General features: G+C 69.5%; 14 protein-coding genes, 1 tRNA gene and 1 pseudogene. 4 read left to right on the top strand and 12 right to left on the bottom strand.

Annotation, left to right across the window (positions count from 1 at the left end):
• Position 1: 1 nt before the first annotated feature.
• The 4 genes from OVA30_RS14815 to OVA30_RS14800 form a co-directional block, all read right to left on the bottom strand.
• A complete protein-coding gene (locus OVA30_RS14815) occupies positions 2–1,702 on the bottom strand; it encodes a site-specific integrase (protein ID WP_268175915.1) in 1,701 nt (566 codons plus the stop codon).
• 97 nt (positions 1,703–1,799) lie between these two features.
• Positions 1,800–1,889 (bottom strand) — tRNA-Ser (locus OVA30_RS14810).
• 138 nt (positions 1,890–2,027) lie between these two features.
• Positions 2,028–4,202: a glucans biosynthesis glucosyltransferase MdoH gene (gene mdoH, locus OVA30_RS14805; protein WP_268175914.1), complete on the bottom strand. Its 2,175-nt coding sequence runs from the start codon at positions 4,200–4,202 to the stop codon at positions 2,028–2,030.
• A gap of 51 nt (positions 4,203–4,253) precedes the next feature.
• The gene (locus OVA30_RS14800; protein WP_268175913.1) at positions 4,254–5,900 is read right to left on the bottom strand and encodes a glucan biosynthesis protein D; all 1,647 of its coding nucleotides are present in this window, start codon (positions 5,898–5,900) and stop codon (positions 4,254–4,256) included.
• Positions 5,901–6,313: 413 nt separating this feature from the next.
• Between OVA30_RS14800 and OVA30_RS14795 the strand changes: the two genes are divergently transcribed.
• The 3 genes and pseudogenes from OVA30_RS14795 to OVA30_RS14785 all read left to right on the top strand — a co-directional run bounded on the left by OVA30_RS14795 (position 6,314) and on the right by OVA30_RS14785 (position 8,593).
• On the top strand, positions 6,314–7,483 hold the full coding sequence (locus OVA30_RS14795; protein ID WP_268175912.1) for a dimethylmenaquinone methyltransferase: 1,170 nt from the start codon (positions 6,314–6,316) through the stop codon (positions 7,481–7,483).
• A gap of 152 nt (positions 7,484–7,635) precedes the next feature.
• Positions 7,636–8,317, top strand: a pseudogene (gene arsH, locus OVA30_RS14790) (arsenical resistance protein ArsH).
• 69 nt (positions 8,318–8,386) lie between these two features.
• On the top strand, positions 8,387–8,593 hold the full coding sequence (locus OVA30_RS14785) for a hypothetical protein (RefSeq protein ID WP_268175911.1): 207 nt from the start codon (positions 8,387–8,389) through the stop codon (positions 8,591–8,593).
• Between the two features lie 467 nt (positions 8,594–9,060).
• Here OVA30_RS14785 and OVA30_RS14780 read toward each other — a convergent pair whose 3' ends face one another.
• On the bottom strand, positions 9,061–9,285 hold the full coding sequence (locus OVA30_RS14780; protein ID WP_003607107.1) for a hypothetical protein: 225 nt from the start codon (positions 9,283–9,285) through the stop codon (positions 9,061–9,063).
• A 596-nt stretch (positions 9,286–9,881) separates the two neighbouring features.
• Here OVA30_RS14780 and OVA30_RS14775 point away from each other — a divergent pair.
• Positions 9,882–10,913 (top strand): LLM class flavin-dependent oxidoreductase, encoded by a 1,032-nt coding sequence (locus OVA30_RS14775; protein WP_268175910.1) that lies wholly within the window; start codon positions 9,882–9,884, stop codon positions 10,911–10,913.
• On the opposite strand, the gene OVA30_RS14770 is transcribed toward OVA30_RS14775, so the two are convergent.
• The 7 genes from OVA30_RS14770 to OVA30_RS14740 form a co-directional block, all read right to left on the bottom strand.
• Positions 10,902–11,093, bottom strand: coding sequence for a hypothetical protein (locus tag OVA30_RS14770; RefSeq protein ID WP_268175909.1), 192 nt, complete (start codon positions 11,091–11,093; stop codon positions 10,902–10,904). The two genes, OVA30_RS14775 and OVA30_RS14770, sit on opposite strands and share 12 nt — an antisense overlap.
• A gap of 143 nt (positions 11,094–11,236) precedes the next feature.
• Positions 11,237–12,577: an NCS2 family permease gene (locus OVA30_RS14765; RefSeq protein WP_253387887.1), complete on the bottom strand. Its 1,341-nt coding sequence runs from the start codon at positions 12,575–12,577 to the stop codon at positions 11,237–11,239.
• Positions 12,578–12,686: 109 nt separating this feature from the next.
• Entirely contained in the window at positions 12,687–12,941 is a 255-nt protein-coding gene (locus tag OVA30_RS14760; RefSeq protein WP_076642614.1) for a hypothetical protein, read from the bottom strand.
• Positions 12,942–13,069: 128 nt separating this feature from the next.
• On the bottom strand, positions 13,070–15,307 hold the full coding sequence (locus OVA30_RS14755) for a xanthine dehydrogenase family protein molybdopterin-binding subunit (protein ID WP_268175908.1): 2,238 nt from the start codon (positions 15,305–15,307) through the stop codon (positions 13,070–13,072).
• 11 nt (positions 15,308–15,318) lie between these two features.
• The gene (locus tag OVA30_RS14750) at positions 15,319–16,293 is read right to left on the bottom strand and encodes an FAD binding domain-containing protein (protein WP_268175907.1); all 975 of its coding nucleotides are present in this window, start codon (positions 16,291–16,293) and stop codon (positions 15,319–15,321) included.
• Between the two features lie 13 nt (positions 16,294–16,306).
• Positions 16,307–16,957: an aldehyde dehydrogenase iron-sulfur subunit PaoA gene (gene paoA, locus OVA30_RS14745; protein WP_253387890.1), complete on the bottom strand. Its 651-nt coding sequence runs from the start codon at positions 16,955–16,957 to the stop codon at positions 16,307–16,309.
• A 158-nt stretch (positions 16,958–17,115) separates the two neighbouring features.
• On the bottom strand, positions 17,116–18,375 hold the full coding sequence (locus OVA30_RS14740) for an SfnB family sulfur acquisition oxidoreductase (protein WP_268175906.1): 1,260 nt from the start codon (positions 18,373–18,375) through the stop codon (positions 17,116–17,118).
• Between the last annotated feature and the right edge of the window lie 50 nt (positions 18,376–18,425).

Genomic DNA, 18,425 nt, shown 5'->3' with positions numbered 1-18,425 from the left:
CTCAAATGGTATGCAAATGCTTCAAGCAGAGGCTCGCATAGCGCACCTTCTCAATCTCCCGGTACAGCGTCGCGGCCTTGAGCCCCTTGCCGTAGATGGCCTCCTCACCGTCGCTATCACGACGCCATCCGCCCAGCGCATGGACCCGTTCAAGGCCAATCTCAGCCTCTCTCCGCGCGTCTCGATAATTGTGCCGGAAGCTGTGGAAGGAGACCCCTTTCACCTTCATGTCGAGCTTCCCGAGGAAGCGGCGCTTTTCGTTGAACCACTTCGAGAAGGGGCCTGAGAGGTAGCCCAGGCTGTCAGGCTTCAACTCAGGGAACAGGCGCTTCTCTCCCCTCCCCCGCATCTCCTCAGCGAACGCCAGGAACCCGATGCGCTGAAGTTCGGGGTGGACCGGCACGAACCGCTTACCGGCCTCGGTCTTCACCCGCTTTTTATCCGCATCGTCCGCTCCGGGCTCGCCCGCATCATCAATGAGAATGACCGGTACGCCCTCAAGCTCGGCCACATCGTCCACGCGGAGCTGGCAACACTCGCCCAGCCGCATCCCCGTCCAGAGCGACAGGAGAGGCACCCAAAAGCGCCCACGACGGATCACGTTCGGGCCGGGCTTGGCGTAGCCCTCCTCATCGTCCTGACAGCCCGTATAGAGCGGGGCGTTGAAGATGGCCTGGAGCTGCTCCGTGCTGAACGGCTGGCGTAGGTCGCGCCGGTCCCGGTCATCAGGCAGAGCCAGCCCCTCGGCCGGGTTGCGGACCACCCTCCAGTTCTTCACGCCCCACTTGAACAGGGCCGAGAGGTTGTGGAGGTAGTTGTTGACCGCTGCGACCCCGATGCGCTCCAGCTTCTCCGCATCGGCCACCTTAGCGGCATCCTCAAGGGACAGTTTCGGGAACCGCTGCGTGGCGTTCCGGGGCAACCGCATGATGACGTTGCGGATGCGCTCGCAGTCCATGCGGTGGATGCTGTCCACGGGGGTCTCAGAGCCAAGCAGCTCCCTCATGGCCCTGAAGACGGTCTGGTAGGTCTTCAGCGTCCCCGGTGTGCGGCTTCTGGTTGGGTCCGCCAGATAGGCTGTGATGAGTTCCTCGACGGTGCAGGAGCGTGGCGTAGAGGCCGCTATGGGCAGTGCCGGGGTATCGACCACCTCACCCGCATTACGCTCCTGTAGGGCTTTAGCGAAGCGTTTCTGGGCCTTGAGCATTGCGTAGGAGAGGCGGCTCCACGCCTCCGTCCCAGGGCGCACGCTGATGCCCTGAGAGTGGAGCACCTCCTCCATCTCGAAGGCCATGAGGTTTTGGTCGCCACGCGCGAGGGCGGCACCACCGCCCATGTCGAGGATGTCTGCGGCTTCGACCTTCTGCCGGAACGCGCGCTCCGAGAGCCCTTCGCGGCGGGTTTCCTCATCCTCCTCCAGCACCCATGCCAGCCAGATCGAGGCGAGCCTCTCAGCCTCCGCTACGGAAAGCTCGTGCGACGGACCGTCCATGAGGCGGCGTGCAGCGTCCAACTGCCGGTCAAACTCCACGGACTTGAGGCGCGCTCGGCGCACCGCTTCGGCCCTGTCGGATGTCCCGAGGGCAATCCACTTCTGCCCGCTGCGCCCACCAGGGATCACCTCACGCAGCTCGGGAGGCACCCAAGCGCGGAATGAGTAGGTGCCGTTGGGGCGGCGAACGAGGCGGGTTTCAAGGCCCATCTGAAAGGGTCACCTGTAGCAAGGACCTGTAGCACAGGTGCCTGCCAACCCTTTTAAAGTCAACGATTCTCGCTGTACCAAGGGCTTAGAGACGGTCTGGCGGAAGGGGTGGGATTCGAACCCACGGTGGAGTTGCCCCCACGGCGGTTTTCAAGACCGCTGCCTTAAACCACTCGGCCACCCTTCCCCGTCCGCGAAGGCGCGCGATCATGCGCGCCGTGGCGTCACAGGCTTGTCTATGGCCCCCTGGGGATCAGCGTCAATGTGCGATGCGCGGGATCGGGGCGGCGCGCGAGGCGCCGGTGCGCAGGGCGGAGAGCCGGGCTCAGGCTGGCTGCAGGCGGGTGAGCTGGTCGAGGAGGGCGCGATCGTGGAGGAGGGCGAAGCGCTCCTTCGGGGTGAGCCAGGCCTGCGCCTCGGTCAGGGTTTCGGCCTCTACGATCTTGGCGCGGGCGAGCGTGTGGTCGGCGTCGATCGTCCCGCGCGGCCGGGGCGTGCCTTCGGGCAGCATCGCTGCGTGGGCGCGGGCGAGGGTCGGGTCGGCGTGGAGCGCGGCGAGCGCGTCGGTGTCGTCGAAGCCGCGGGCCTCGTTGCGGCGGGCGAGTTCGCCGGCGCGGCGGGCGATGGACGGCTGGGCGTGCTCCTCCGGCGTCACCAGCAGGCCGCGGTGCTTCAGCGCGAGCCCGAGCGCCAGTTGCCCACTCGCCCAGGAGAGCGGGATCGCCAGCACGAGGCCGAGGATCGTCGGCGACATCCATAGGAACAGGGAGGTGGCGATGGCAAAGGCCGCGACGCCGGTGACGAGGCCGAGGCCGGTGTGCCAGCGGTGGCGGCGCACGATGTCCGAGAGGGGGATCGAGCCGTCGTCGCGGCGCTGCGGGTTCCAGCCGGTGTCGCGCCCGGCCAGGATCTGGAACACCGAGCCCGACTGGACCAGCATCGCGATCGGCGCGATCAGCGCCGAGAGCAGGATCTCGATCAGGAAGGACAGGGTCAGCCGTCCCGCGCCGCCGCTGGCCCGCCGGGTCTCGGCGTCCAGAAGCGCCAGGATCAGGCCCAGAAACTTCGGGGCGAGCAGGATGCCCATGGTCAGGGCGAAGAGCTGGAGCGCGCGCACCGGGTCGAAGCGCGGCCAGACCGGATAGAGGCCGAACTCGGCGGAGAAGTATTCCGGGCGGACCCAGGCGGTCTGCAGCACGATGATGATGCCGATCACCAGCTGGGCGAGCCAGAGCGGCGAGGCGACGTAGCCGGCGATGCCCGTGGCGAAATGCTGGCGCGAGGCCGGCGCGAGGCCTGCCGCACCGATGACGCGGGCATGCTGGAGGTTGCCCTGCGCCCAGCGCCGGTCGCGCACGGAGAGATCGATCAGCGAGGGCGGGCTCTCCTCGTAGGAGCCCTCCAGCCGCGGCAGCATGGTGACGCCCCAGCCGGCCCGGCGGATCAGCGCCGCCTCGACGAAGTCGTGGCTGAGGATGTGGCCGCCGAAGGGTGGGCGGCCCTTCAGGTCCGGCAGGCCGGCAGCCTCGGCGAAGGCCTGCATCCGGATGATCGCGTTGTGGCCCCAGTAATTGCCGTCGCGGCCCGACCAGACCGAGAGGCCGGTGGCGATGACGGGGCCGTAGATGCGCGCGGCGAATTGCTGGAGCCGGGCGAACAGGGTGTTGCGGTTGATGATGAGCGGCAGGCTCTGGATGATGCCGGCTTGCGGGTCGGCCTCCATCGCGGCGGCGAGCCGCACGATGCAGTCGCCGGTGAGCAGGCTGTCCGCGTCGAGCACCAGCATGTGGTCGTAGGCGGCACCCCAGCCGGTGACGAAGTCGCCGATATTGCCGGCCTTGCGGTGATGGTTCTTTGCCCGGTGGCGATAGTAGAGCCGGGCCTCGGGGCCGAGTTCCGCGCGCAGATCGAGGAGCGCGCGCTCCTCGGCGACCCAGGCATCGGCTTGGGTCGAATCGGAGAGCACGAACCAGTCGAAATGGCGCCCGAGACCGGTGGCCTCGACCTCCTCGTGCATCGCCTGGAGCCCGGCGAAGACCCGGGCGCTGCCCTCGTTGTAGACCGGCATGACGATGGCGGTGCGGGTGGAAAGGCTCGCCGGACGCGGCGCTGCCTTGTCCCGCAGCAGCAGCGTCGCGAAGCCGAGGAGTGCCCCGGTGAAGGCCAGCGCGATCCACGAGAAGTTCAGGACGAACAGCACCAGCAGCACGTACTGAAGCCAGGTCGCGCCGCCGGAGACCGAAATCACCTCGTACATCTGCCACGCGCCGTAGGCGGTGAGGGCCGCCGCCCCGCCGAACACGAACAGGCGTGCCGCCAGCGGCCCGCCGCCGCCGTCGCGGCGCGTCGCGGGCCGGGTGCGCAGATCCTGCACCGGCATCGCCAGGGGGGCGCGCGGCGGCATGGAGGCCGGCTTGGAGGCCGGCTCGGTCCGCGCCTCGGCCTGGTGCGCCACGGGGCGGTCCATCACGGTCGAGGCGCTATCGGCGGTGTCGGGCATCGTCGCTCCGGCAATGGGTCGGCAACGGGCTGCGAAGGCGCCCGCAAGGGATTACGGCGTCCAGCGGTACAGCCACGTTTCCGTGATCTGTCGCCCTTCCGTCTTCAGGGCAAGGCGCAACTCGCAGGCCCGCTCGCTGCCCGGATCGAGCTCGAAGGCGACGCGGACGGTGCGGGTCTCCGGATGGGCGATCCAGCGGGTCGCGCCCTCGACGATCCGGCCGGGGCCGGCGATCAGCACGGTCTCGACGGGCACGAGGGCGCCCTCGGCGGTGAACAGCCCGTCGCCGGTGAAGTCGACGAGGAACAGGCGCCGGGGATTGGCGGTGCCGCGGCCGCTGCGGGTGCTCGTGACCCGCGCGAGCGGGCTGCCCTGCGGCGATGCCGAGGCTGGCTCGCGGCCCCAGTTCTGCCGGTAGGCGATGCGGACCTCCTGGCCCGCGGGCAGGGCCGCCTTCGGCCGCCAATAGGCGATGACGTTCTCGTTGACTTCCGAATCGCTCGGGATTTCGAGGAGCGTCACGGCGCCCTCCCCCCACAGGCCCTCGGCGCCTGCCTCGGCGGCGCCGGTGGCCTCGCCCGGCTCGACCCAGAGCGAGGGGCAGCGCTCCCAGTGGCGGCCGTCATCCTCGAAGGTCGTGAACGAACGGTCCCGTTGCGTCAGGCCGAAGCCCTGCGGGCGGTTGTCGAGGAAGCCCGAGATCTGGAGCGTCTCCGGGTTGCGCACCGGGCGCCAGATCGCCTCCCCGCCGCCGTTGCGGATCTGCAGGCCGCCCGCGGCATAGACCGCGGCCCGGGCATCGTCCGCGCCGCGCCGGTCGTGCGGGCCGAACAGGAACGGTGCCTGCATGCCGCTGAGCCCGAGGTGATCGACGGCCTTGCGGGTGACCAGGGTGGCGGTGATCGCCGCGGTCGAGGTCTCGCCGGGGCGCAGCTCCAGGCGCAGGGCGGCGGCGAGCGAATCGGAATCGAGCAGGGCGTGGATCACCAGCGGGCCGTCGGGCGTCTTCGGGCGCTCCACGAACAGGGCGCGCCAGCGGGGGAATTCCTCGCCGCGCGGGTCGGCCGGGCGCAGCATCAGCGCGCGGCCATCGACGCCGAATTCCTGGCCCTGCCCCACCAGCCGGTAGAAGCAGGCGCCCTGGAACACCGCAAAATCCTGGTGCCGCTCGCCGAAGCGCGCGCGGATGCGCAGGCCGGAAAAGCCCGGCTCGCGCCCGGATTCCGGCAGGGCTGCCGCACCCGCCTCCGTGCCCGCATCGTAATGCGTGCGGTCGTAGACGACGGGGCGGACCACGCCGTCCTCGACGAGGAACAGGGCGACCCGGTCGGTGAAGTAGAAGCCGCGCGGCAGCGGCTCGACCGCGAAACCGTGCGGCTCGCCGCCCCAGATCAGCGCCTCGGGCCGGATGCGGATCGCCTCGTAGGCTTCCCGCGGCAGGTTCTTGAGCGCGTCGGGGACGTCGTTCGCGGTCTGGGCCACGAAGGGCCGGTTGCCGAGCGCCCGGGCGAGGTCGGGCACGGTGGCATCCGAGAAGGGCGAGCCCGCCGCGGGCAGGGCCGGCGGCGCCGCCTGCGCCTCCACCCGGCCGGGCAGCAGGGCCAGGGCGGCGCCGGCCGCGACCCCGCCGAGGAGCCGGCGGCGGTCGATCGGCGCCGGACCCGCATCGCGGGTCGAAAGGTCGGTCGGATGCGTCATTCCCTCGTCGGCTCTCACGGTCATCGTCTCAAAGTCATCGCGTCTTCCACGAAACGCCCGCTGCGCCGTCGGGCCCGGAGGGGAGACGATCGCAGACCGGGCGTTCGGTGAGGCACTGTTCGTCTCGGAGCGTTCTCGGGGTGAAGAACGGTCGCAGATAGGATCTCAACGCCTGAACCGGGCGTTAAGGTTGCCGGCTTTGCCCGAGTCTTCGCTGCACGTCTGCCGCCATTTCCGTTTCCGGGCGATGCGCCGCGGAGAAGACGGCACCGAGCCCGGACTCGACGAAGGCCCGTGGACCTTCCGGGTCCGGCCGGCGTAAGAGGCTTGCGATCTCGCACGCCGCGTCAGCGGCGCCCGCCGTCTCGCGTCCCGCGAGCCTCCTGTCCAGCCTTGAGACGATGATTCTGCCGATGATTGTCACGCAGATCACCCACCACGACCTCGACGGCTACGGCGCCTCGACGGTGGCCGCCGCCTTTGCGGACGTGTCGCGGGTGGTGCATGTCGCCCGCTATTCCGATGTCGGCCCGGTGGTGGAGGACGAGCTGAAGCGCCTGCGCGGCGCACCGGCCTCCGAGACGCTGCTGATGACCGATCTCGGGCTGGAGGAGCCGACCATCGCCTTCCTGCGCCGCTTCGCCGCGATGAACCGCGGCCGGGTGGAGGGCACGCATCACCGCCTCGTCGTGCTCGATCACCACGCCTCCTCGATCGATCAGCTCAAGCGCCAGAACCTGGAGACCGCGCCCGATCCGGAGCGCGCCGGGCTGCTGCGGGCGGATCTCGGCGACGCGGAGGTGTTCGTGCTCATCGACGAGGCGCATTGCGCGACGCGGATGGCCTATGACCAGCGCGCCCTCTACGCGCCCGAGGCGAAGGTGCCCGGAGAGACGGCGGCGGCCGACCTCGCGGCGCTGATCGAGTCGGTCGAGGCGCTCGACCTGTGGAAGAAGGGCGAGCCCGCCTTCGCCGGCGGTCTCGCCCTCGACGAGATGTTCTGGGACAGCGTCTCGACCCTGGTGCCGGCGAGCCACCCCTGGCACGACCGCTTCGTCTCCGATCTGCTGATGGCGGCGGCCGGCCTGCTGCGGGCGGGCTCCACTCCGGCGGAGCTGGAGCGCCGCTCGGGCGAGTTGCGCGCCCGCCTCGTCGATGGCCTCCTTGCCGGTGAGGCCGGCGACGATCCGACCTTGACCGCGCGCCAGCGCCTCGCCCGGGCGCTCGCCCGCTCGGACGCGCTGTTCCACCGCCTGTCGGACGGCACGCTGCTCTCCTTCGGCCTCGATTCCGGCACCTTCCAGCGGGTCTCCGATCAGGTGATGGAGGCGGGCCGGGCCAAGCGGGTCGTCAACGTGCAGCGGGCGGGCACGCTCTCGTTCCGCTCCATCGACGGCACGGCGCTCGACGGCGCCCGCGCCTTCCGCGGCGGCGGCCACCGCGACGCGGCCGGTGGCAAGCTGCCCCAGGGCAGCGCGCATTCCCGCGAGGACGCGGTCGCCCAGGTCGAACCGGTGCTCAACCCCCCGCCCCCGGACCTGTCCGGCAGCCCGTTCGCCGCGCTGAAGAACTGGAAGGGGTGATCGCTTCACCTCTCCGGATACGAGGGGCCGAACCCCATCAGCCTGACTGCATGACAGGATGCTGAGGGCGGAAACCAGGAGTTGGTTGGATGTGAGGGGAAAAGTCCGGATCAGGAACCGAAGCGGACGAGGCATGGAGATATAACTAGCGGGTGCCGAGCAGCGCGCACTTGGGCCTGTCGCAGCGGTTCGTACACGCGCCACGGTTTCTGATCCTCTACGGCTCGCTGCGGGAGCGGTCGTTCAGCCGCTTCCTGGCCTACGAGGCGGCGCGGCTCTTGGAAGCCATGGGCGGAGAGGTGCGCATCTACGACGCTCACGGGCTACCCTTGCCCGACGACACAACTGCCGACCACCCGAAGGTGCAGGAGCTGCGCGCCCTCTCGATTTGGTCCGAGGGGCAGGTGCGGGTCAGCCCCGACCGGCACGGCAACCTGACTGGCGTGATGAAGAGCCAAATTGACTGGCTGCCGCTTAGCGAGGGCAGCGTGCGCCCGACGCAAGGGCGCACCCTCGCCGTGATGCGGGTGTCCAGCGGCTCGCAGAACTTCAACGCCGTGAACAGCCTGCGCGTGCTCGGGCGCCGGAGGCGGATGATTGCCACCCCGAATCAGGCTTCGGTGACGATGGCCTACAAGGAGTTCGACGAAGCCGGCCGCAAGAGGCCGAGGCTGCTCTGACCGGGTGGTGGATGTCTGCGAGGAGCTGATAAAGTTCACGCTGCTGACCCGCGAGCGAGCGAACTACCTAGTGGATCGCTACAGCGAGCGGAAAGAGCGGGAGCCGGAGAGCCTGAAGGCGGTGGCGACCGACCTCGGTTTTGTGAAGCGGTAGGCAAGCGCTTGACCTTCCCCCTATGGGAAGGGTCACAATCACGCAGCATCCTGCGGAGGACACCAAGCCATGAAGAACCTGATTGCAAGCGCGACAGCCTTGCTACTGCTGAGCGCTGCTCCTGCTCTCGCCATGAGCTGCTGCGGTGGCAGCAAGGGCAAGGGCGCGATGATGTGCGGGAAAGGCACCATGGCGATGAACCACGCCCAGAAGGGCAAGAAGGGTGGTTGCTGCTGCGAGGGTATGAGCGGCGGCAACATGAGCAAGCGTACCTGAGCTACGCCACGTCGTGCCCCAATCAGGCCGGGCCGACTGCCCGGCCTTTTTTGCGCGTGCCATTGGTCAAAACTCGTCCCAACGCGCACGCAGCACTCACACCTGACCGACAAAGCTGATGCACCAGCGGCGCGGCGCAACTAGGCCAAAACTTCATAATTCAAGATTTCCGGATGGCTCGCGGTAGGCGTTGCCAATCAGGCACTTGGAAGGCGCGAAAGTCTCGCCCGAAACTCAACTCATAGGTTCCGATTTCCATCCGCTCCAGACATTGGGATGTGGCTGCTCGAAGGTCCGACTGGGGTCGCAAGCCGTCCTTCGAACGGTCAAGCTGATTGGGTCTTGATCCTCACCTCCCCTCGTCGCCCTCATCCTCGGGCGCTTGGATACAAGCAGTTTAGGTCGGATCGAGGTCGGCGGCCTCTCGTGAAAACGATGGTGATGTCGGATCGTCCGGTCGAATAGGCTCAGATCCCGAGGTTGAACGGCAGGTCGAACAGCGTCGAGTGATCGACGTAGCTGACCCGCAGGGTGTGCTCGCGGGCGCCGTCGGGCAGGGTCTCGCCCTCGCGCAACGTGCGGATCATGTCGCGGGCGGCGCGGAAGGCCATGCCGCAATCCGGGCAGTCGCGCGTCTCCGTCCGGCCGACCGTCTGGCCGTTCCGGCATAGCTCGAAATGAAAGAGAGGCATCCGGTGCCGGTCTCCGAGCAGCGTTCGGAGCGTACTCGTGCAAGCCTTGAGCCGTGATGCGGATGACAACGCGATGTGGTGGAAATTTCGCTTGCCTGCCAGCCGATTGGGCAGGCGCTCCGTTCAGGCACAAAAAAACCCGCCGGCTTTCGCCGACGGGTTTTTGCAGGGGCCACGCTCTCTCGCGCGATGGGAGCTGCCGCCTCGCCCTCGGACTGGCGGGGGAACTCGACCTGTCGCAGCGTTTAGGGAGCCACTATCCCTGCCGATCTTGGTTGGGTGGCGTGTCCTGATCCGCGTCGGCGGTGCGCGTGGGGGAGCCGTTGATGCCGTGAAGTTTCATGGCCAACCTCCTTGTCTCAGGGCGGCGCCGCAGCGCCGATGAAGAGAGGCTAGGACGGTTCGCGGGCCGCGCGCAAGCCCCTTTCTTTCCCTTATCCGCCCTCTCGGTCCGCCCTCGCGCCAGCCTCCGGCAGCGGCGGCCTTGCGCGGTCCCGTTCCTTGCGCCGGGGCGTCCTGCACACGATCTGTCCGCTTCGAGGGGAAACAGTTTTTTCCGCCCCCACGGGCGTGAAACGAAGGTGCGCGGCTTGCTGATGTCTTCCTCTCTGCCTCCCCTCTCCGTCCTCGATCTCGCCTTCATCCCGGAGGGCGCTACGCCGCGGCAGGCGCTCGCCAACAGCGTCAGCCTCGCCCGGCACGCGGAGGAACTCGGCTACCGCCGCTTCTGGCTCGCCGAGCACCACAACATGGTCGGCATCGCCAGCGCCGCCACGGCGGTGGTGATCGGCCATGTGGCGGCAGGCACGGATCGCATCCGAGTCGGCGCGGGCGGGATCATGCTGCCCAACCACGCGCCGCTGGTGATCGCCGAGCAGTTCGGCACGCTGGAATCGCTGTATCCGGGCCGGATCGATCTCGGGCTCGGCCGGGCGCCGGGCACGGACGGGCTGACGCTGCGGGCGCTGCGCCGCGACTACGAGTCGGCGGAGCGCTTTCCCCAGGACGTGCTCGAATTGCAGGCTCTGTTCGGCCCGGTGCGGGAGGGGCAGTCGGTTCAGGCAGTGCCCGGAACGGGGCTGAAGGTGCCGCTGTGGATCCTCGGCTCGAGCCTGTTCGGGGCGGAGCTCGCCGGCATGCTCGGCCTGCCCTACGCCTTCGCCTCGCATTTCGCGCCCGATGCGCTGCTGCCGGCGCTCGCGGCCTACCGCGCCCGCTTCCAGCCGTCCGAGCAGTTGCAGCGGCCCTACGCCATGGTCGGCGTCAACGTCGTCGCGGCGGAGACCGATGCGGAGGCGCGGCGCCTGTTCACCACGGTGCAGCAGCAATTCACCCGGCTGGTGCGCGGCACCCGCGGCCTCCTGCCCCCGCCGATCGACGACATCGAGGCGTATTGGCGCCCGGCGGAGAAGGCGCAGGCCTCGCGGATGCTGGCGCGTGCGCTGGTGGGCTCGCGCGAGACCGTCCGCGCCGGGCTGGAGGCGCTGGTGGCCGAGACCGGCGCCGACGAGGTGATGGTGGCCTCGGCCCTCTACGACCACGACGCGCGGCTCGCCTCCTACGCGATCCTCGCCGAGGCGCATGGCGCTCTGGCGGCGCAGGCCCTGCCCGCGCGCTCAGCGGCCTGAGCGGGCCGCGGGCTTCCCGGCGGCGGGCGGCGGAAGCTGCGAGATGTGGCGCAGGGCCGGCGGCGTCGCCGTCGTCCCGGCCGCGGGGGCGCCTGCCTGTTCCGTCACCCGCGCGATGACGCTGCCCAGGGCGAAACCGCTGAGGCTCAGAAGGATCGCGATGCCGGTGTGCTTGATCATGGCCGGTATCCAAGGCCGGGCCCGGCGGGCGTGGATGGGGCCGATCGTGGCGGGAATTCATTGACGGATCGTGGACAGATCGTGCCGCCGGCCGCGCGGATACCGTCCTGCTCTTGAGAAACGCCGTCCGGCGCGCGCAAAGATCAGTGCGCGCCGCCGCTCTCGACGAATTTGAACAGGAACACGGCCGCGATCACCCACACCACCGGCTTCACCTCGCGGGCGCGCCCGGTCAGGCCTTTGAGGACTGCGTAGGTGATGAAGCCGAAGGCGACACCGTTGGCGATGGAGTAGGTGAAGGGCATCAGCAGCGCGGTGACGCAGGCCGGGATCACCTCGGTGAGGTCGTCCCAATCGAGCGCGGTGAGGTCGCGCAGCATCAGGCAGGCGACGTAGAACAGGGCCGGCGCCGTGGCGTAGGCGGGCACCGAGCCGGCGAGCGGCGCGAAGAACAGGCAGGCCAGGAACAGCACGGCCACGGTCGCGGCGGTGAGCCCGGTGCGCCCGCCCTCCTCCACCCCGGCGGCGCTCTCGAGATAGGCGGTGGTGCTCGACGTGCCGAGCAGCGAGCCGGCGAAGATCGCCGCGGAATCGGCCATCAGCGCCCGGTCGAGCGCGGCCGAGCGGCCTGTCTCCGGCAGGAGACCCGCGCGGTTGGCCACCGCCATCAGCGTGCCGGTGGCATCGAACAGCTCGACCAGGAACAGCACGAGGATGACGTTGACGAGTCCCCCGGTCAGCGCGCCGGGGATATCGAGGGCGAACAGCGTCGGGCTCAGCGAGGGCGGCGCCGAGACGATGCCCTGGAAGGCGTTGCCGGCAAAGACGAAGCTCAGGCCCGTCACCGTCAGGATGGTGAGGAGCAGCGCCGCCTTGATCCGCCGCGCCGAGAGCACCGCCACCATCAGGAAGCCGAGCACGGCCAGCACCGTGCCGGGCTGGCGCAGATCGCCCAGCGTCACGAAGGTGGCGGGGTTGGCGGCCACCACGCCCGCGTTCTTGAGCGCAATGATCGCCAGGAACAGGCCGATGCCGACGGTGAGTGCGATGCGCATGGAGCGCGGGATGCCCGCGACGATGATCCCGCGCAGGCCCGTCAGCGTCACGGCGAGGAAGCAGAGGCCGGAGATGAACACCGCCCCGAGCGCCGCCTGCCAAGTATAGCCCATGCCCTGCACGACGACGTAGGCGAAGTAGGCGTTGAGCCCCATCCCCGGCGCCAGCGCCACCGGCCAGTTGGCGACGAACGCCATCACGGCTGAGCCGAGCGCGGCGATGAGGCAGGTCGCGACGAAGACCGAGCCCTTCGGCATGCCGGCATCGGCGAGGATGCTCGGATTGACGAAGACGATGTAGGCCATGGTGAGGAAGGTGGTCAGCCCCGCAAGCAGTTCGGTGCGGACCGTTGTGCCGTGCGCGCGGAGCTTGAACAGGCGCTCCAACAGGTTCGGCGGCGCGGCGACCGTGTCCTGCTTGGTGTCCATCGCCTCACAGCCCCTTCCCGGATGAGCGGTTCCGCACCGTCATCGCAAGGGTCGGCGACGCAATCCAGTCACCGGCCGCGCGTCGGCGCGCCCGTGTCTGTCTGAGCGCTCAGCGAATGGCCGTCATCCCGCCGCGGGCGGCCGGGCCGGAGAGGGGCAGGCCGAAGCGGCCGACGCTGGGGCTGAGCCCGTTCGTGGTCCAGCGCGGATCGTGCGGGCGCGGACGCTCGGAGGGTGGAAGCTGCTGGATCAGCTGCCGGTACCGCACCGACGCCTCGTCGTTCGGGAAGGCCTGCGCCGTCGCGGTGCCGGCAAGGGTGAGGCCGCCGAGGACGAGCGCGCTGAGGATCGGAAAACGGGTCATGGGTGAGGACTTCGTTCTAACCCGAATCGGCCTGGGGGATGGGTCGATGGGACGTTTCCGTTCGAGGTGGGCACCCGGATCACGATCTGCAATCCGGGTGCCGCCTGTGTCTCAGTAAGCCAAAAGACTCAGGTCCGGCGCTGGGCCGCGCCCTCCCGCTCGTTCCAGCCGTCGAGCACCTTGTCGAGCGTCAGCGGGTAGTCGCGGATGCGCAGGCCGGTGGCGTTGTAGACGGCATTGGCGAGCGCCGCCCCGGCGCCGCAGATGCTGACCTCGCCGAGCCCCTTGCTCTTCAGCGGGTTCGCCTTGTCATCGAGTTCGGGCAGGAACATCGCATCGATGGCCGGCACGTCGGCATGGGCCGGCACATGGTACTCGGCCAAATCGTGGTTCACGAAGTAGCCGTAGCGGGTGTCGGTCTCGGCCGCCTCCATCAGGGCGGCGCCGATGCCGAAGATCATCCCGCCGAGCGCCTGGGAGCGGGCGGTCTTCTGGTTGAGGATGCGCCCGCCGGTGAACACGCCGAGCATCCGCCGCAGCCGGATCTCGCCGGTGTCGGCATCGACGCCGACTTCCGCGAAATGCGCACCGAAGGAGTGCTGCGAGTACTTCTCCTTCATCGCGCCGGGCTTGATCTCGCCCTTGGCCTCGACGCCCTGCGCTCCGGCCAGATCGGTCAGCGCCTCCGAGCGGTTGCCGGAAGTCACGCGCCCTTCCGAGAACACGGCGCCCTCGGGCGCCATGCCCGCCGATTGCAGCAGCGACTGCCGGAGGTTGTCGCAGGCGACGTAGAGCGCCGAGCCGGCCGAGCCCGCGCCGAACGAACCGCCGGAGCCGGCCGCCTTCGGATAGGCGGTGTCGCCGATCTCGACGTGGATGCGCTCGATCGGCAGGCCCATCATCTCGCCCGCGATTTGGGCCAGGATGGTGTAGGTACCGGTGCCGATATCGGTCATCGCCATCCGCACGGTCAGCGTGCCGTCGGGGTTGAGGCGCACGCCGGCCTGCGAGGGCATCAGCGGGTTGAGCCGCGAGGCCGCCGCCATGCCCATGCCGACGAGCCACTGCCCGTCGCGGGTCGCGCCGGTCGCGCCGCGCTTGTCCCAGCCGAAGCGTTGCGCCCCCTCGCGCATGCAGGCGACGAGCTGGCGGGTGGAGAAGGGGACCTTCTTCTCCGGGTCCTGCTCCGGCTCGTTGCGGATGCGCAGCTCGATCGGGTCGATCTTCAGCTGCTCGGCCAGCTCGTCCATGGCGCACTCAAAAGCGAGCTGGCCGACCGCCTCGCCCGGTGCCCGCATGGCCGAGGCGATCGGCACGTTGAGGTTGGCGAGCCGGTGCCGGGTCAGGCGGTTCTGCGCCGCGTAGAGCGAGCGGGTGACGACGGCGGAGGTCTCGTAGAAGACGTCGCCCGGCGCGGTCGCCGACCACGACTCGTGGGCGATCGCGGTGAGCCGGCCGTTCTCGTCGGCGCCGAGCCGAATGCGCTGGATCGTGTCGGTGCGGTGGGTCGCGACGTGGAATTCCTGCTGGCGGGTCAGCGCGACCTTCACCGGGCGCTTGAGGCTCTTCGAGGCCAGCGCGGACAGGATCGCCTCGGGCTGCGGCTGAAGCTTCGAGCCGAAGCCGCCGCCGATATAGTGCGAGACGAGCCGCACATTCTCGGGCTTCAGCTTCAGGACCGAAGCGAGCGAGGTCTGGCCGCGGTTGAGCATCTGGTTGGCAGTGTAGAGCGTCACCCGCTCGCCATCCGGCCCCGCCTCCCAGGAGGCGATGGTGGCGTGCGGCTCCATCTGCGCGTGGATCTGCACGGGCGTGGTGTATTCCACGTCGAGCTTCACCGGGGCGCTGGCGAAGGCGCCGTCGAAATCGCCGATCTTGGAATCGGGCGGCGTCTGCGCCGGCTTCGGCTCGACGGCCGTGGGCCGGGCCGCCTTCAGCGAGGCCTCGGGCGTCTGTACATCGTACTCGGCCCGCACGAGGGCGGCCGCTGCGCGGGCCTGTTCGAAGCTCTGCGCGACGACGAAGGCGATGGGCTGGCCGTGGAAGCGGATCTCGGTGCCCTGCAATTGTGGGTAGACCTGCTCCTTCTTCTCGCCCTGCTCCGGCACGTTCTCGTGGGTCATCACGAGGAGCACGCCCGGCGCGCGCTTGGCCGCGGAGACATCCAGGCTGCGGATGCGCCCCTTGGCGATGCCGGCCTCGACGAGGAAGCCGTAGGCCGGGTTCTTGAGGTCGCGGGTCTCGTAGGCGTAGGGCGCGCGGCCCGTCACCTTGAGGCGCCCGTCGATGCGGTCGATGGGGCGGCCGACGAGCCCGTCCGGCTTGCCGTCGAGGGGCGTCGCGCCGATCGGCTGGTTCATGTCCATGGCGGATTTCCTCAGGCTCGCAGGGCTTCGGCGACGGTGGCGCGCAGCGTCCGGCGGGTGAGCGGGATCTTGAAGTCGTTGGTGCCCTGGCCGCGGGCGCCGTCCAGCACCCGGTCCGCGGCGGCATCGGCCGAGCCGGTCTCGACCAAAGCGGCCTCCGCCGCCTCGACCCGCCAGGGCTTGTGGGCCAGCCCACCGAAGGCGAGCTTGGCCAGCTTCGGCTTGTCGCCCTCGCCCTTGGCGATGATCGCGGCGACCGAGACCGTGGCGAAGGCATAGGATGCCCGGTCGCGGACCTTGCGGTAGAGGTGCACGCCCTCAATGGGTTTGGGGAGCGTCACGGCGGTGATGAGTTCGCCGGCCTTCAAGTCGGTCTCGATCTGCGGCGTGTCGCCGGGCAGGCGGTGGAAGTCCGCCAGGGCGATGCTGCGCCGCGCGCCCTGCGGATCGACCGTCTCGACGGTGGCGTCGAGGACGCGCATCGCCACGTTCATGTCGGACGGGTTGGTGGCGATGCAGGAATCGCTCGCCCCCAGCACCGCCATGATCCGGTTGAACCCGCCGATGGCCGCGCAGCCCGAGCCCGGCTCGCGTTTGTTGCAGGGTTTGGTCGTGTCGTAGAAGTAGTAGCAGCGGGTCCGCTGCAGCAGGTTGCCGGCGGTCGTGGCCTTGTTGCGCAACTGGCCCGAGGCGCCCGCGAGCAGGGCTTTGCCCAGAACCGCGTAGTCCTTCCGCACCCGGGGATGCGCGGCGAGATCGGAATTGCGCACCAGCGCACCGATGCGCAGGCCGCCGTCCTCCGTGTCCGTGACCTCGGCCAGCGGCAGGCGGTTGACGTCGATCAGGGTGGCGGGCGTCTCGATCTGAAGCTTCATCAGGTCGAGCAGGTTGGTGCCGCCGGCGATGAAGCGGGCGCCGGGCCGCTCGGCAGCAAGGCGCGCGGCGTCCTGAACCGTGGCGGGGCGCTCATAGGCGAAAGCCTTCATGGGGTTCGCCTCCTCAGATCTTGGTGCTGGCGTCGCGGATCGCCGCGACGATGTTGGGATAGGCCGAGCAGCGGCAGATGTTGCCGCTCATCCGCTCGCGGATCTCTTCGTCCGTGAGCGAGGCTTTCTGCGTGAGGTCGTCGGTGACGTGGCTCGGCCAGCCCGCCTCGATCTCCGAGAACATGCCGGCGGCCGAGCAGATCTGGCCCGGCGTGCAGTAGCCGCACTGGTAGCCGTCATGGTGCAGGAAGGCGGCCTGGAGCGGGTGGAGATTGTCCCCGTCCGCCAGCCCCTCGATGGTGGTGACGGAATCGCCCTCGTGCATCACCGCGAGGCTGAGGCAGGAATTGATGCGCCGGCCGTTCACCAGCACCGTGCAGGCGCCGCACTGGCCGTGATCGCAGCCCTTCTTCGAACCGTTGAGGTCGAGATGCTCGCGCAAGGCATCGAGCAGGGTGGTGCGGGTGTCGAGGGTGAGGTCGTGCCGCCGCCCGTTGATCTCGAGCGAGACCGGCATGGTCTGCGGCTGCGGATCGACCGCCGCCGGGGCGGCCTCCGCCCGGCCGCGCAGGGAGGCGCCGAGCGTCGCCAGGGCGGCGCAGCTGCCCATCACCGTGCGACGCGATGGATCGAAGCGCCGGTCTCTCGTCGAATGGTCGCTCATCAGGCCTGCCGTCCCGCGCATCCGGACCGGCCGCGGGTGGCGGCCAGTCTGGAATGGATCGAAATCTGACAGGCGAACGCGACAGGGCCCAAGTTGATCCGGCCGGGCGCCGCGCCCCTATGGCGCAGCTTTGCGGTGGGCTCGGCGGAGCGGAAGCCTCAACTCCAGGCGTGGAGCGGCGGGTTCACCCCATTGAGCGCGTGGTTGCCGATGATCGCGTATTTCCACCGCACGGGATCGTGAAGCGTGTGGGTGCGGGCGTTGCGCCAGTGGCGGTCGAGGTTGTGCTCGGCCAGCGTCGAGCGGGTGCCGGAGAGTTCGAACAGGGTGTTGGCGGCCGCGAGCGCGGTCTCGGTGGTCAGCACCTTGGCCTCGGCGACCGCGATCTGGGCCGCGGCCACGCTCTCGGCCGTCGGGTTTACCAGCGCGGCATCGATGGCCAGTCCCGCCCGGTCGAGCAGGGCTTCCGCCGCGTGCTGGCGGATCGTCAGGTCGCCGATGGTGCGGATGGTGTAGGGGTCGTCGGAGGCCCGCTCCCCGCCGCTGTCGATCCAGGGCCGCGCCTTCTCGCGCACGAAATCGATGGTCTCGTCGAGCGCCTCGCGGCCGATCCCGGCATCGACGGCGGCTTGGATGATCTGGAAGATGGCGCCATCCGCCCGCGGCGCCTCGTAGGCGCGGTAGCCCGGCACGAGGTGGCTTTTTTCGACCCGCACATCCTCGATGATGACGGTGCCGCTGGCCGTTCCCCGCTGGCCGAAGGCCGACCAGTCGTCGATCACGGTGAGCCCCGGCGCATCGCGCTCGGCGATGGCGTACCAGGCGCGGCCCTCCGCATCGAGGGCGACGATCGGCACGAGATGGGCGAGGAGCGCCCCGGACGAGTAGAACTTCTGGCCGCGCACGATGACGTGGTCGCCGTGATCGGTGAAGCGGGTCTCGAACTCGGCGGCGCGCTTGGTGCCGCGCTCGGAGAAGGCGTTGCCGAAGCGGGTGCCCTTCAGGACCTCGGCGAAGAGAAGCGCCTGCTGCTCGGGGTCCGACACCGTGCGGATCGCCGCGACGATGCCGAGATGGTTCTGCGCGATCTGCGCGATTGAGGGGTCGGCGGCGGCGATGATCGCGATCACCTGCGCCAGCGTCTTGTAGGAGACCTCCGGCCCGCCATAGGCCCGCGGCACGTTGATCGACCACAGGCCGCTTTGCGAGAAGGCGTCGAGTTCGGCGAGCGGGCGGGCGTTGGTGCGGTCGCGCTCGGACGCGCCCTCGCGGAATTCTTTCGCCAGTTCGTGGGCGATGCGGATCGCCTCGGCGTCGTCGCGGATGACATGAGCCGGGGTCGCGGGGCGCGCAGGCCCCGGCACGCCCTGCGGCCGGCTGCCGGCCTCGGCCGTGGTGGGATTGACGGCGATGGTCATGGAGCGGTCTCCGAAGCGAGAGGGGATCGGAAGGGATCGATCCCACCCTC

It is taken from the genome of Methylorubrum sp. SL192 (genome assembly GCF_026672325.1).
Taxonomy (GTDB): domain Bacteria; phylum Pseudomonadota; class Alphaproteobacteria; order Rhizobiales; family Beijerinckiaceae; genus Methylobacterium; species Methylobacterium extorquens.
Note: the sequence above shows the minus strand (reverse complement) of the source record. Positions and strands in the feature narration are given on the sequence as shown.